Raw genomic sequence first — 13,498 nt, 5'->3', positions numbered from 1 at the left:
CCAGAGCGGAACCGTTCTAGGCCGGCGCGCAGCGCGCCGCTTCCTGGCGGGCCAGATGGCGGATGCGCTCGACCATGGAAAACAGGCCGTTGGCCCGGTTGGGGCTGAGCTGCTGCTCGAAGCCGAGCTTGCCGATCATGTCCTTGATGTCGACGGCCAGGATCTCTTCCGGGCTGCGCCCGTCGTAGATCGACAGCAGCACCGCGATCAGGCCCTTGACGATATGGGCATCGCTGTCGGCCTTGAAGTGCAGGGTCGGGGGCGTGCCGGGCTGCAGTTCGTCGACGATCCAGACCTGGCTGGTGCAGCCGCGCACCTTGGACTCCTCGGTCTTCAGCGCTTCTTCCATCGGGGGAAGCTTGCGGCCGAGATCGATGAGATAGCGAAAGCGGTCCTCCCAGTCGTCCAGGAAGGAAAAGTTGTCGATCATCTCTTCAACACGCGGATCGCTCATGACACCCCACTCAGTTCGGTCGTCCTCGGCACGCTCCGGCGCGCGCCACCCGAGGCCCCGGCGCAGCCGCGGTTATCGGCGATACGCCCTACTTTCGCAACAGGAACTCGCGGCCGACCTTGACCCGCGGGACGCCGTCATACTCGACAATATCCGCCGTCGCATAGGTCTCAGACCAGCGGTCCGGCAGGTAGGAGCCGGTGCCCACGACATCGACGGGCGCCTTGGCCTCGGCCATCAGGCGGCACTTGGCGGGGCTGAAGCCGGAGGAGGCGACGATCTTCACTTTGTCGAAGCCTTCGGCATTCAGGCATTCACGCATGCGCCAGATGGCCGCAGCCGAAACGCCCGGGCCGACGAGGTAGCGCAGTTCGTCGTCGGTACGGTAGCCGCGCAGGGCGCCGGGGGCGTTGCGCTCCACCACGGCGTAGGATTCCGGCGGGTCGAGCCCCTCGATGAAGCGCCCGCCCGGCGTGTCGATGCGCACGGCCAGGTTGCCGGCGGCGGCGCGGCTGGGAAAGCGGCGGCAGCAGGTGAGGGCATCGGTCACCTCCCGCGCGAAATAGTCGACCAGCACCGTCATCGGCTCGTCCGGAAAGGTCTCGTCGAACATCTCCGCGGCCCGCAGCGTGCTGCCGGCGTAGCCGATGAAGGCATGCGGCATGGTGCCCATGCCGCCCTCGCGCCCGAAGTAGTGGGCGGTGGCGTCCGTGGCGTTGCCGATGAAACCGACGGCGGCGACCTTGCGCCTCGCCCGGTCCGAGCCCACCGAGGCTGCATAGGCCATGGCTTCGGCCATCTCGGCGCCGGCACAGTGCCGGGCGTCCATGGCCAGAAAGGCCGTCTTCGGCAACTCGGCGCACATGCTGTAGGCGTTGTAGGCGGCCAGGCAGGTCGGCCCCAGTTTCTGCAGCAGCAGGGTTTCCAGGTCCGCCAACTGCGACAGCGGGCCGGTCACGTAGAGCAGGGGCTCACCGGCGCCGACCCATTTGCCTTCTGGGTAGCGCAGGTCGATCTCGAAGCTCGTCTCGCGGTTTTTCGCGATCTGACCCAGCCACTCGATCGCCAGGCGCGGCGCCGAGATAACCGGGCGGCGCATGAAGACGGCGTAGGTCGCCTTGATGTCGCCGAAACGTTCCACCGCCTTGCGCGTCTTCTTGAAATAGACGTCCGTCCAGGCGGCGATATCGGCCTCTTCCAACGGCCAACGGTCCATCCTGGCGGTCGCGCGTGGGCTTTCGCCCTCAGGGGATGCGTGGCGGCTGGGACCCTCTGGCATCGCTCGCTCCTTTAAGCCGCTGCCTCCCGGGATAGAGGCGAGAAACAGGCTCAAGAAACCGGAAATCTAGCGCGAAGCGGCCGCAGGACGCCAGCCTCCTGGAGCGATGGCAGCCATGCGTTCTGCGAGGCATCCCGCGGAAATGCCGGTGGGACGGCGGCCTAAGAGGCCGCTGCCACCTTGCCGCGGCGGCCATTGCCGTTCTGGCGGGCGACACGCTCGTCCTTCAGCGCTTCGGAGATCAGGAAGGCCAGTTCCAGGGACTGACTGGCATTCAGGCGCGGATCGCAGTGGGTGTGATAGCGGTCCCCAAGCCGCTCGTCGCTGATCGCCTGGGCGCCGCCGATGCACTCGGTCACGTCCTGTCCGGTCATCTCAAAATGCACGCCGCCGGCATAGCTGCCCTCGGCCCGGTGGACGGCGAAGAAGTTCTTCACCTCGTCCAGGATACGGTCGAAGGGCCGCGTCTTGTATCCGCTGGACGACTTGATGGTGTTGCCGTGCATGGGATCGCAGGACCAGACGACCTTGCGGCCTTCGCGCTGCACCGCACGGATCAGGGCGGGCAGATGGTCGCCGACCTTGTCATGGCCCATGCGGGCGATCAGGGTCAGGCGGCCGGGCTCGTTTTCCGGGTTCAGGACATCGATGACCCGCAGCAGTTCGTCGGGGTCCGACGACGGGCCGCACTTCATGCCGATGGGGTTCTGGATGCCGCGCATGAACTCCACATGCGCTTCCTCGGGGTTGCGCGTGCGGTCGCCGATCCAGACCATGTGCGCCGAGCAGTCGTACCACTGGCCGGTCAGGCTGTCGACGCGGGTCAGCGCCTGCTCGTACCACAGCAGCAGGGCCTCGTGGCTGGTGTAGAAGTCGGTCTCTTTCAGCTTCGGCACGGTCTCCGGAGCGATGCCGCAGGCACGCATGAAGGCCAGGGCCTCGTCGATGCGCTCGGCCAGTTCCTCGTAGCGCTGGGCCTGGGCGCTGTCGGAGACAAACTCCAGATTCCACTGATGCACCTTGTGCAGGTCGGCAAAGCCGCCCTGGGCGAAGGCGCGCAGCAGGTTGAGGGTGGCCGCGGCCTGGTTGTAGGCGCGCAGCAGGCGCTCCGGGTCCGGCTGGCGCGCGTCGGACTCGAAGTCGATGCCGTTGATGATGTCGCCGCGGTAGCTGGGCAGTTCGACCTCGCCCTGCACCTCGGTGGGCGCGGAGCGGGGTTTGGCGAACTGACCGGCGAGACGTCCCACCTTCACGATCGGGCAGGCGGCGCCGAAGGTCATCACCACCGCCATCTGCAGCATCACGCGGAAGGTGTCGCGGATGTTGTTGGGGTGGAACTCGGCGAAGCTCTCCGCGCAATCGCCCCCCTGAAGCAGAAATCCCCGGCCTTCGGCGACATCGCCGAGTTGTTGGCGCAGGCGCCGCGCTTCCCCGGCAAAAACCAGGGGCGGATAGACGGCGAGTTGCTCCTCCACGCGCTCCAGAGCCGCCTTATCGGCGTAGTCGGGCACCTGGCGGATCGGCTTGCTGCGCCAGGACTCGGGCGACCAGGTCGTGGCCATGAGGGGGACCCCTTTTCTTCCTTAAGCAATTCGGACCGCCGGTTTTACGCGCCTTGACCCGGTTTTTCCACAGGAAAAGCGGCCTTTCGGACCGACAAAAAACCCGGTTAACCTTGGAGTCGGGCAGCCCCCCTCGAATCCGCTGCGCTGCCGAACAGGGTTAACCCGGTGCGCCAGGAGGAGCAGATGATCCGTGGAAGCTGCCATTGCGGCGCCGTCCGCTTTGACTATCCCGGCTGCCCAAAGTGGCTGACACGCTGCAACTGCTCTTACTGCCGGCGCGCAGGGGCGCTCTGGGCCTATGCCGAGACCCGGCAGATCACCCTGGATTTCGAGGCCGGGGCGACGATCCGCTACATCTGGGGCGACAAGACCCTGGCGTTCCACAGCTGCCGCACCTGCGGCTGCACGACCCATTGGGAAAACCTGGATTCCAGCCCTGAGGCGCGCATGGCGGTGAACCTGGCCATGGCCGAGCCTGCGGACATCGCCGGTCTCGAAGTGCGCCACTTCGACGGCGCGGAAACCTGGACCTGGCTGGACGAGAGCGGACGCTAGTCCTGCAGTGTGAATTCGATGGTGGAGACCACACGCACGGTCTTGTGGATCTGCTTTGCCTCCTGGGCGCCGGGAATGCTGTCGCGCGGCAGGATCTGGAAGACGCCCTGGTTGGCGCGGCGGATGCCGCCGACGCCGCTGCCGGAATCCGCCGCGAACTGCTCGGCTCCGGCCCGGGCGTTCCGGGTCGCCTCGGCGATCATTGCAGGCTTCAGGTCGTTGAGGCCGGAAAATATGTAGGTCGGGCCGCTGTTCCACTGGTTCTCGTTGGACAGCACCAGACCGGCGGCCACCAGTTCGCTCATGCGCTCGACCGTGGCCGTTACCGCGTCGACGTCGCCGCTGCGCAGGGTCAGCGTCTGGGCGATGATGAAGCGGCTGTCGACCTGACCCTGCTGGTATTGCTGCGCCAGTCGGTCGATCACCTGAAGATCGCGGCTCTCGATTTCCTCCGCTGCAAAGCCTCCGGCGGTCAGGAAATCCCGGACCAGCGTGGCGTCAGCGGCGATCTTGCGCTGCACCTCGGCGAGGTCATTGCCGGTGGCGACGAAGCGCAGGGCCCAGACCGCGAGATCCGCCTTGACCTCCTGTTCCGCCACGCCTTTCACCGTGACATAGCGGTCGGCTTTGCGGCCCTGCAGGAAGCCGTCGCCGACGAACCAGCCGGCGATGGCGAGGCCAACGGCCAGAACCAGGGCGGCAGCGAAACCGAAAACACTGTTGGGCATGGAAAAGACCTTATTGCTGCTTTGTGTGTCAGTCGTTTTGGGTCGGGTCAGTCGTTTTGGGTCGGGTCGGGCGGCATGGGATCGTGGTCGCTCTGTGCCAGCAGCGCCGGCCAGCTGTCGATGGTGGTGCGGATCACACTCCGGGCATCGGCAAAGAGGCGTGGCCGCTCCACGGGCCGGTCGAGGAAATCGAGCCAGGCGAGCAGGTCCAGCAGCCTGGCGGCGGCCACCCAGTGCTTCGGCAGGGCGCCGCCGCCCGCCCTGAAGCCCTTGCCGAGCGCCGCGACGAAGAGCGGGTCTTCTCCCTGGGGGGCGCGCAGCATATGTCCGAGGTCCAGAAGCGGCGTTGCCGCCACCGCGAACTCCCAGTCCAGCACGGCGGCGACGCGCCAGCCCGTGTCCTCCCGTCGCAGCAGGATGTTGCTGGGGTCGTAGTCGCAGTGGGTGAGGCGGGCGGGCCCGGGCGGCCCGTCGAGGACGACCGCGGCTTCCTGGACGAAGCGCAGCAGCTCGTCGGTCAAAGCGGGGGTGAGCCGCTGTGCGACGCGCGGCCTGCCGGTCATTTCGCCGACAAAGGATCGAAACCCTTCAGTGCCGGTTTCAAAACCCTGCGAAACCGCCAGATCGCCGGAGAGAAAGCCGGCCTGCGGGAAAGTCAGCGCGCCGATCCGGGCCAGTGTCTCGCCCACGGCGGCGGCCATCTGGCACCGCTCCAACTGGCTGCGCGCCGCGCTCAGGGCCAGGTCCATGCGCCGCCCTTCGACCCAGTCCAGGATTGCATAGGGATGTCCGGTTACGGCGTTGTCCGGCGCGAAGGCATGTACCTTCGGGACCGGCACCTGGCCCGCGAGGCGCCGGAGGATCGCCACCTCCTTGGCCCCGGCCGCCGGATCGCGCACGAAGAGGCGCAGCAGAACCGGCCCGGCCGGCGTCGCCAGTTCCACCCGCACGTTGGTGTTGGCCTTGCCGCCCTTGGCGGGTGCGACGGACTCGATGGCCACGCCTGGAAAAGCCGGCTGCAGCAGCGCGGCGATGTCGGCTGCGCTGAGATCGATGAGGTCTTCCTGGCGTTCCCAATCGTCACGCATAACCCGGCTTTCACCCATGGCGCGCCGCACCGGTCAATTCCTCGCCGCTGCCGTACCCGCGTCCGGCAGATAGCGATAGCGGCCGGTGATCGGCCACGTAAATAGCACGTCTTCCAACTGCGGCCCCGCGCCAATGTTGTGTACCATCATCGGCCGTCCGCTGGCGGCGATGCGGTCTGTCACGATGCCGATGTGCGGCAGAAACCCTCGGGACCCGCGCAGATTCCAGGCGACCACGTCGCCGGCCTTGTAGTCGTTCGGGTCGTTGCTGGCCGCCAGCATCGCGCCCTGGTGCCGCAGGAAGGTCTCCAGGTTGGGCACCCGGCGGTGATCGATGTTGCTGTCAGGCCGCGTCAGGCCCCAAAGCTTGGGATAGGCATCGAAGGCCCTGCGCATGTCCTCGTGGACCAGTTCCTGAAGGTCGATGCCCAGGGCACGGTATGCGCGAATCACAACGTCGGAGCAGACGCCGCGGTCCGCCGCCACGTCGCCGCCGGGATAGGCGATCCGGCGATAGGCAGGGTCGTAGGTGACGTGAGCCGCGGTGCGGGCGAGGGCCGCCGCGTTCAGCCTCTCCGCAACGCTCTGGGCGGACTGTTGGATCGGCTGCTGGATCGGCTGCTGGGCCGGCTGCTGGGCCAGGGCCGGCGCGCTGCCGGCAATAACCAGGACCAAGCCGAGCAGGCCGGGAAGGGTGTGACCAAAGAAGGCTGTCGACCGCAAGGGTTCCATACGACGGTTGTGCGATCCGGGTTTGGTCATCCGCTCATGTCTCTTGCTGTCCAGCCGTTGGTCGCAGCAAACCGCAGGCAGGTTCACCCGGGCTTACGGCTTTTTTGTGGCGGGGCCGCCGTCATATCCTTCGTGTGCCGGCCATTGCCGGTTGGAGTGCGGCGGCCCGGGACGCTAAGCTGCCGGTCGCCGCGCCGGAGTCCGTTGGATCCGCGAGGCTGAGGGGCAATCGAGTGTTGGGAGGACCATGAATGTTCAAGACCGTTCTCGTGGCCGTTGACGGGTCCGGCCATGCGGCCAATGCGGTGCGTTGTGCGGGCGATATCGCGAAGACCTATGATGCAACGCTGGTCATGCTGGCGGTGGACGGACATCGGCCGCTTGAAGCCCCCCTGGCCGATCTCGCGAAGTCGGAGGACCTGAGCCGGTCCGAGGTCTTTGAACGCATCCTCGCCTCCGCCCGCATTCTGGCCGAGGTCCCCAAAGGGGTGACGGTGGAACAGCGTGTCGGTTACGGCGACCCGGCCGACGAAATCCTCGATGAAGCCGGCCGCAGCGGTGCCGACCTGATCGTTGTCGGCAGCCGCGGCCTGGGGGAATATGCCGAACTGCTGCTCGGCTCCGTTTCCCGCAAGGTGCTGCACCTCGCCAAGGTGCCCGTTCTGGTCGCGCAGGCTCAAGGGCCGGTTTGACGACGGGTGCGACACGGCCGCCGCCCTGCGCAAAGCGGCCGAAGAGGAAGGGGAGCCGTGGCCTCGAAAACAGACGATCCGCTGACGGTGGCGCGACAGGAACTGGAGCCGGGCGAAGAGTTGATCTGGGCGGACCGCCCACAGCCGGAGGTTCTGGCGCGCACCAAACTGCCGCAGGTCATCCGCGGCACCCTGGGGCTGGCGGTGATCGCCGGCCTGCACTGGTACGGCTATGTTCCGGACTTTCGCGCCTCGGCGGAAAGCGCCTTGCTGTTTGCTTTCCTGGTGGCGGCCGCCCTCTACTGTCTGGCGCTGGTGGTAGCGCCGCAGGTGACCAAGGTCTCGGCAGGGCGCATGGTCTATGCGGTCACCAGCCGGCGGCTGATGATCCTGTCGTTCTGGCCCTTCCGCAGCAAGCGGGTGTTCATGCCGGAAGACCTGGATGAACCGCGCGCCCTGGCCGATGACTCCGGCCGCGGGGCAGCCGTGTTCATTGAACGCAAACTGCCGTGGTGGAAACGCAGCGCCGGCGGCAGCTATCAGATCGAGGCGTTCTACGGCATCGCCGACGCGCCGCGCGTGACGGCTGAGATCGCGCGACTGCGCGGTCCCGTCGACCGATCGCCTTTCGATGCGGAGGACTGAGAACCGGTCCGGAAAAAAGAGGGGCGGCGGGCCCTTTGCTCGGGGGGCGGCCCGCCGCCGCAAGTTGCAGGGTTATGGGTGTGTGTGCAGGGGATAGGCGCGAGGCCTTAGCGGTCGCGGCCTGCTGATGCCGAGATATCGACAATGTCTTCGCGGGTCAGTCCGAGATCCCTCAGGAGGTAGTCCGGCATGTCGTTGAGCCGGTCTTTCTCCTCAAGGCGTCTCTGCCAGGCGATCAGCGGGCGGGCCAGTGCGAAGAAGCCGTCCAGCAGCAGATTGGCGACCACCGCACGGTCCCGGCGCCACCGCATCTCCGGCCGGCCGAGATCGGCATAGCGACCGGAGGGTGTGCCTGAAAGCTGGCGGTACGGAAGGGTTGCGTGGACCCCAGAAGAGGCCCCGTTCGAAGAGCTGGTCATTAGGTCACCTGATAGGCTGGGGGTGGTGTCCGGGTTGACGGATCCCAAAGGTTCTGACCAGAAATATTGGCCAGATTCGAGAAAGCCACAAACGATGATTCGTAATGGGCTTAATAAGCTGGTCTAATGGGTGATCATGCCCCGAGACGTCCCCGGAGACGCCGATGCCATCGCCCCCGCTGGCAGCCTTGCGGACCTTCGAGGTGGCGGCCCGCCACCTCAGTTTCACCAAGGCGGCTGCCGAGCTGCACGTGACCCAGGGCGCGGTCAGCCAGCAGATCAAGCAGTTGGAAGCCAGCCTGGGCTTTGCGCTGTTTCACCGCGGCGCGCGCGGTCTGACGCTCACTGAGAAGGGTGAGGACCTGGCGGAGACGGCGCAGACGGTTTTTCGGCGGCTGTTCGACAAGGTCGCGGAACTGCAGCAGCCCGATGAGAGCGGTATCCTGACAGTCACTGCCAGCCCGTCGCTCGCGGTGAAATGGCTGATCCCGCGACTCGGGCGTTTCCACGACATCCATCCGGAGATCGACGTGCGCATCCGGCCGACCGGCAACCGCATCGATCTGGTGGCCGAGGCAGCCACCATCGACATGGCCATCCGCTTCGGCCAGGGTCCTTTTCCGGGGCTCGTCTCGAAAGCGATCATGCATGAGACGGTCTTTGCCGTCTGCAGCCCGGAGCTTCTGGCAAAGGGCCCGCCGCTCAGGCGGCCGGAGGACCTGAAACACCACACGCTTCTGCATACGGAATCGGCGCGCATGGAGGTGAACTCCATGGCGACCTGGTCGGTCTGGCTGGGGATTCTGGGGGCGAGAGGGGTCGACCCGACGCAGGGTCCCGCCTTTCCCAACAGCTACATGATGATCCAGGCGGCGATCCACGGACAGGGCGTCGGGCTGACCTGGGCCACCCTGGCGGAAGACGATCTGCGGGCCGGCCGGCTGGTGCGGCTGTTCGACCGCGCGGTCGAAGGGTCGATGTCCTACTTCGTCGTCTGCACCGAAGCGGCCGCGCGCAAACAGAAGGTGATCGCTTTTCGGGATTGGCTGGAGGAGGAGGGCCGCAGCCTGGCGCGCGGCGCCGAAGAGGACCACCGCGTCGCACAGCCCTCATGAGATCGCCCCGGGTCGCGCGGCCGCGCCAGACGGCCGGGATTGTGCGCGCCAGCCAAGTTGACCTGAGGGCCTGCCTGTGCTGAATAGCGCCCTCCAAAGGGCGGATAATCACTATGGTTAATGACAGGCGGGTCTATCTCTTCGACTCGACCCTGCGCGATGGGGCGCAGAGTCAGGGCGTCGACTTCTCGGTTTCGGACAAGCTGGCCATCGCCCGTGTCCTCGACCGCCTTGGTCTGGACTACGTGGAGGGCGGCTGGCCCGGCGCCAACCCCACGGACGACGCCTTTTTTTCGGAGTCTCCCGGCCTGGAGCGCAGCCGCTTCGTCGCCTTCGGCATGACCCGCCGCCCGGGCCGCAGCGCCGAGAACGATCCCGGTCTGGCCGGCCTGCTGAATTCCTCGGCGGAGGCCGTCTGCATGGTCGGCAAGACCTGGGACTTCCACGTCGATGTCGCCCTGGAGATCAAGCGTTCGGAAAATGTCGCCATGATTGCGGACTCGGTGGCCCACGCGCTCACCCGCAAGGACGAGGTGATGTTCGATGCCGAGCACTTCTTCGACGGCTACAAGGCCAACCCCGCCTATGCGATGGAGTGCCTGGAGGCCGCCCATAAGGCCGGCGCGCGCTGGGTGGTGCTCTGCGACACCAACGGGGGCACCCTGCCCGACGAGGTCGCCCGTATCGTCGGCGCGGTCTGCGAGCGGATCCCCGGCAGCCACGTCGGCATTCACTGCCATAATGACACCGAGAACGCGGTCGCCAACTCGCTGGCGGCGATCGATGCGGGCGCGCGCCAGGTGCAGGGCACCATCAACGGTCTGGGCGAGCGCTGCGGCAATGCCAACCTGATCAGCCTGATCGCCAACCTGATGCTGAAGACCGACTACGACGTCGGCCTGGACGAGCATGCCCTCGGCCAGCTCACCCATGTCTCCCGCCTGCTGGACGATCGCCTCAACCGCCAGCCCGCGCGTCACGCCGCCTACGTCGGCGAGGCGGCCTTCGCCCACAAGGGCGGTCTGCACGTCTCCGCCGTCGCCAAAGACCCGCGTACCTACGAACACATCGACCCCGCCACAGTCGGCAACCGCCGCCACATCGTGGTCTCCGACCAGGCCGGGCGCTCCAACATCCTGGCGCGCCTCGCCGAGATCGGCATCGATCTGGACCCCAAGGACCCGGGGGTCAACAAGCTGGTCGACGAGGTCAAAGCGCGGGAGTTCGAGGGCTTTGCCTACGACGGCGCCGAAGCGTCCTTCGAGCTGCTGGCGCGGCGCGCGCGCGGCGAGGTGCCCAGCTACTTCTCCCTGGCGCGCTTTCGCATCATGGACGACCGGCGATGGAACGCGCGCGGCGAACTGGTCACCGAGTCCGAGGCGACGGTGACGCTGGAGGTCGCCGGCAAGGCCAAGATGGAGGTGGCCGACGGCAACGGCCCGGTGAACGCCCTAGACACCGCCCTGCGCAAGGCCCTGGTGCCGCTCTATCCGCAGCTCGAGGACATGCGCCTGGTTGACTACAAGGTGCGGATCCTCACACCCCAGGCCGGTACCCGCGCGGTAACCAGGGTCATGATCGAGAGTGCGGATTCCCAAGGGCGGCGCTGGACCACCATCGGGGTGTCGACCAACGTGATCGACGCCTCCTTCAACGCGCTGCACGACGGCATCACCTGGAAGCTTCTGCAGGATGGCGCCGAGGTACCGGCGGAGGCAGCGGTATGAGGATGCCGGGCAGGCTCCTTGCGGCTGCATTCTGCTTCTTCTCGCTGTGGGCAGGGACGGCCGCGGCCCAGGCGCCGCAGACTGCGCCTGAAGATGCGGACACGGTTCACGCTGCCTTCGCACGGCTGGTCGAGCAGAGCGAGACAAGACGGCATTTCGGCCTTCCGCCGGACACCTTCTGGCGCCACAGCGGCTCGCTCGCCATTGCCTTGTTGAGCGACAGTGCCGAGACTTCAGCGGCGTCGCTGAGCCGGGTCGCGGCTGCCTTCTCCGATCCCACCGGACTGGACATCGCCCTGGCCGAAACCGGCGCCGCGCCGCAGCCCGGCGATACCCTCGACAGCTTGTCAGCCGGTGCCGATCTGGTGATCGCGGTCGGGCCGCGTCAGGATCTGGCGGAGATCGCTTTCGCGGCCGGTTTCGAAAAGGGCATGCTGGCGCGCTTCGAAATCGGCACGCTGCCCTTTGTCTTTTCCTTCACGGAAGCGCCGGCGCGCCGGGGTGTCGTTTTGCTGGCTGACGACGAGCCGGAGCGGGCACGCGAGGCCTCTTTCATCCTGGCGACCGTCTGGGCCTTGGGCGGCGTCACGCTGGGACCGGAGCTGACCGGTCTCATCGATCCCGATCCGGCAAGCGGGCCCAGCCTGACGCCCTTGGGCAAGGCCGTCTTTTCCCTGTTTTTCCGCCCGGAGCTGGAGGTCGGCGCCAGCCTTTCCGATACGCTGCTGCGGGCCCGCGCCCTTCTGGCCGAATAGGCGGGCCGTGGCGGGAACCGACCATACGCAGACGCCGGTGACCGGCCAAGGGCCGGCCATCATCCTGGTGGCTCCGCAACTGGGCGAAAACATCGGCATGGTGGCCCGCGCCATGCTGAACTGCGGCCTGACCGAACTGCGCCTCGTGCGCCCGCGCGATGGCTGGCCCAGCGAGAAGGCGGAGGCGGCGGCCTCCGGCGCTTCCGAGGTGATTGCCGGCGTGCAGCTTTTCGACACCACAGAGGCGGCGATCGCCGACCTGCAGCGTGTCTACGCCACCACGGCGCGGCCGCGCGGGATGGTGAAACCGGTGGTCACGCCGGCACAGGCCGCGCTTGAGCTGCGCGCGGCGGCTTCGGACGGCCAGAAGACGGGCCTGCTGTTCGGGCCCGAGCGCTCCGGCCTTGTGAACGACGACATCGCGCTGGCCGATGCGGCCCTGACCGTGCCGCTGAACCCCGCCTTTTCCTCCCTCAACCTCGCCCAGGCGGTGCTGCTGGTGGGCCATGCCTGGTTCATGGCCGCCGACGAGACCGAGCCGCGCCGCCTGGAAACCGGGGTCGGCGAGCCGGCCAGCAAGGAGGAACTGGTGAACTTCTTCACCCGGCTGGAGACGGCGCTGGACGAGACCGGCTTCCTCTTCCCGCCGGAAAAGCGCCCCAACATGGTGCGCAACCTGCGCAACCTTTTTCACCGCATCACCCCCACCGAGGCGGAGGTGAACACTCTTCACGGCATCATCTCGGCGCTGCGTGGCAAGCAGGGGCAGGACCGCTAAGCGGCCGCGGTTTGGCCTGACACGCCGGCTGTACTAGACTGCGCCGCGCACGCCCAAGCCCAGCTCAATGGGACCTGTCCGGGCGAAACGAAAATCCAAGGAAACGGTCGGAGGACGATGCAATGGCGAAAACGGCTTTGGTGACCGGTGCGAGTTCGGGCATCGGCCGGGCCTCGGCCCTGGCGCTGCACAAGGCGGGCTTCAGCGTGGCGATCTGCGGACGGCGCGCGGATGCGCTGAAGGAAACCGATGCCGAGGGCGGCGGCGGCATGACGGTGTTGCCCTGCGACGTCACCGACCCGGAGGCGGTGGCGGCGATGTTCTCAAAGATCGAAGCGGACGTCGGACGCCTTGATGTGATCTTCAACAACGCCGGCACCAACATCCCGGCGACGAACTTCGGCGACCTCGACTGGAGCGGCTGGAAAAAGGTCATCGACGTGAACCTGAACGGCATGTTCCTCTGCGCCCACGGCGCCTTCAATTTGATGCGCCGGCAGTCGCCCCAGGGCGGGCGGATCATCAACAACGGTTCCATCTCCGCCCACGTGCCGCGGCCCGGCTCCGCGCCCTACACGTCGTCCAAGCATGCCATCACCGGGCTGACCCGCAGCATCTCCCTGGATGGGCGCGCCTTCGATATCGCCTGCGGCCAGATCGACATCGGCAATGCCGCCTCCCACATGACGGAAGCCATGTCTTCGGGCGTGCCCCAGGCCGACGGCTCCATGAAGCCGGAGCCCACGATGGACGTACAGCACGTGGCCGACGCGGTGGTCCACATGGCCGGGCTGCCCCTGGAGGCCAACGTGCAGTTCATCACCGTCATGGCCACCAAGATGCCCTTTGTCGGGCGCGGATAGTGCAGCCCTGCGTTTGAAGGAGGCGCTCGCCGGGTGTGCGGCGGGCGTCTCGCCAGTTCGGCATACGAACGAACTGCCCTCAGAGGAGAGAACACTCCGCTTG

Annotated in this window: 15 protein-coding genes; 8 read left to right on the top strand and 7 right to left on the bottom strand. The window is 67.0% G+C overall.

Annotated elements, in window-relative coordinates:
• Positions 1–16 precede the first annotated feature (16 nt).
• From ACO06P_RS05435 to ACO06P_RS05425, 3 genes are all read right to left on the bottom strand, one after another.
• Positions 17–454, bottom strand: coding sequence for a SufE family protein (locus ACO06P_RS05435; protein ID WP_420348989.1), 438 nt, complete (start codon positions 452–454; stop codon positions 17–19).
• A gap of 88 nt (positions 455–542) precedes the next feature.
• Positions 543–1,670 carry a nicotinate phosphoribosyltransferase gene (locus tag ACO06P_RS05430; protein WP_420349703.1) on the bottom strand — a complete coding sequence of 376 codons (1,128 nt, stop codon included), beginning with the start codon at positions 1,668–1,670 and terminating at the stop codon, positions 543–545.
• A gap of 224 nt (positions 1,671–1,894) precedes the next feature.
• The gene (locus tag ACO06P_RS05425; RefSeq protein WP_420348988.1) at positions 1,895–3,295 is read right to left on the bottom strand and encodes a class II 3-deoxy-7-phosphoheptulonate synthase; all 1,401 of its coding nucleotides are present in this window, start codon (positions 3,293–3,295) and stop codon (positions 1,895–1,897) included.
• A 186-nt stretch (positions 3,296–3,481) separates the two neighbouring features.
• Here ACO06P_RS05425 and ACO06P_RS05420 point away from each other — a divergent pair, with 186 nt between their 5' ends.
• Positions 3,482–3,853, top strand: a complete 372-nt coding sequence (locus ACO06P_RS05420) for a GFA family protein (RefSeq protein WP_420348987.1) — start codon at positions 3,482–3,484, stop codon at positions 3,851–3,853.
• On the opposite strand, the gene ACO06P_RS05415 is transcribed toward ACO06P_RS05420, so the two are convergent.
• From ACO06P_RS05415 to ACO06P_RS05405, 3 genes are read right to left on the bottom strand one after another with little or no spacing between them, the layout of a single operon-like run.
• Positions 3,850–4,581, bottom strand: coding sequence for an SIMPL domain-containing protein (locus ACO06P_RS05415; RefSeq protein WP_420348986.1), 732 nt, complete (start codon positions 4,579–4,581; stop codon positions 3,850–3,852). The two genes, ACO06P_RS05420 and ACO06P_RS05415, sit on opposite strands and share 4 nt — an antisense overlap.
• 47 nt (positions 4,582–4,628) lie before the next feature.
• Positions 4,629–5,669, bottom strand: a complete 1,041-nt coding sequence (locus tag ACO06P_RS05410; protein ID WP_420348985.1) for a phosphotransferase family protein — start codon at positions 5,667–5,669, stop codon at positions 4,629–4,631.
• 33 nt (positions 5,670–5,702) lie between these two features.
• Positions 5,703–6,431: a DUF1287 domain-containing protein gene (locus ACO06P_RS05405; RefSeq protein ID WP_420348984.1), complete on the bottom strand. Its 729-nt coding sequence runs from the start codon at positions 6,429–6,431 to the stop codon at positions 5,703–5,705.
• A 221-nt stretch (positions 6,432–6,652) separates the two neighbouring features.
• On the opposite strand from ACO06P_RS05405, the gene ACO06P_RS05400 reads away from it, so the two are divergent.
• Together ACO06P_RS05400 and ACO06P_RS05395 are read left to right on the top strand one after the other, a co-directional pair.
• Positions 6,653–7,093 carry a universal stress protein gene (locus ACO06P_RS05400; protein ID WP_420348983.1) on the top strand — a complete coding sequence of 147 codons (441 nt, stop codon included), beginning with the start codon at positions 6,653–6,655 and terminating at the stop codon, positions 7,091–7,093.
• A gap of 57 nt (positions 7,094–7,150) precedes the next feature.
• Positions 7,151–7,738: a hypothetical protein gene (locus ACO06P_RS05395; RefSeq protein ID WP_420348982.1), complete on the top strand. Its 588-nt coding sequence runs from the start codon at positions 7,151–7,153 to the stop codon at positions 7,736–7,738.
• Between the two features lie 107 nt (positions 7,739–7,845).
• On the opposite strand, the gene ACO06P_RS05390 is transcribed toward ACO06P_RS05395, so the two are convergent.
• Entirely contained in the window at positions 7,846–8,157 is a 312-nt protein-coding gene (locus tag ACO06P_RS05390) for a DUF1127 domain-containing protein (RefSeq protein WP_420348981.1), read from the bottom strand.
• A gap of 164 nt (positions 8,158–8,321) precedes the next feature.
• Here ACO06P_RS05390 and gcvA point away from each other — a divergent pair, with 164 nt between their 5' ends.
• From gcvA to ACO06P_RS05365, 5 genes are all read left to right on the top strand, one after another.
• Entirely contained in the window at positions 8,322–9,272 is a 951-nt protein-coding gene (gene gcvA / locus ACO06P_RS05385; protein ID WP_420348980.1) for a transcriptional regulator GcvA, read from the top strand.
• A gap of 113 nt (positions 9,273–9,385) precedes the next feature.
• Complete coding sequence (gene cimA / locus ACO06P_RS05380; RefSeq protein WP_420348979.1) at positions 9,386–10,999, top strand: citramalate synthase; 1,614 nt, start codon at positions 9,386–9,388, stop codon at positions 10,997–10,999.
• Positions 11,000–11,001: 2 nt separating this feature from the next.
• On the top strand, positions 11,002–11,754 hold the full coding sequence (locus tag ACO06P_RS05375) for a hypothetical protein (RefSeq protein ID WP_420348978.1): 753 nt from the start codon (positions 11,002–11,004) through the stop codon (positions 11,752–11,754).
• 7 nt (positions 11,755–11,761) lie between these two features.
• Positions 11,762–12,532, top strand: coding sequence for an RNA methyltransferase (locus ACO06P_RS05370; protein WP_420348977.1), 771 nt, complete (start codon positions 11,762–11,764; stop codon positions 12,530–12,532).
• Between the two features lie 122 nt (positions 12,533–12,654).
• Positions 12,655–13,395, top strand: coding sequence for an SDR family oxidoreductase (locus tag ACO06P_RS05365; RefSeq protein WP_420348976.1), 741 nt, complete (start codon positions 12,655–12,657; stop codon positions 13,393–13,395).
• Positions 13,396–13,498: the final 103 nt, after the last annotated feature.

This window comes from Pelagibius sp., from assembly GCF_965227505.1.
Classification (GTDB): domain Bacteria; phylum Pseudomonadota; class Alphaproteobacteria; order Kiloniellales; family Kiloniellaceae; genus Pelagibius.
Note: the sequence above shows the minus strand (reverse complement) of the source record. Positions and strands in the feature narration are given on the sequence as shown.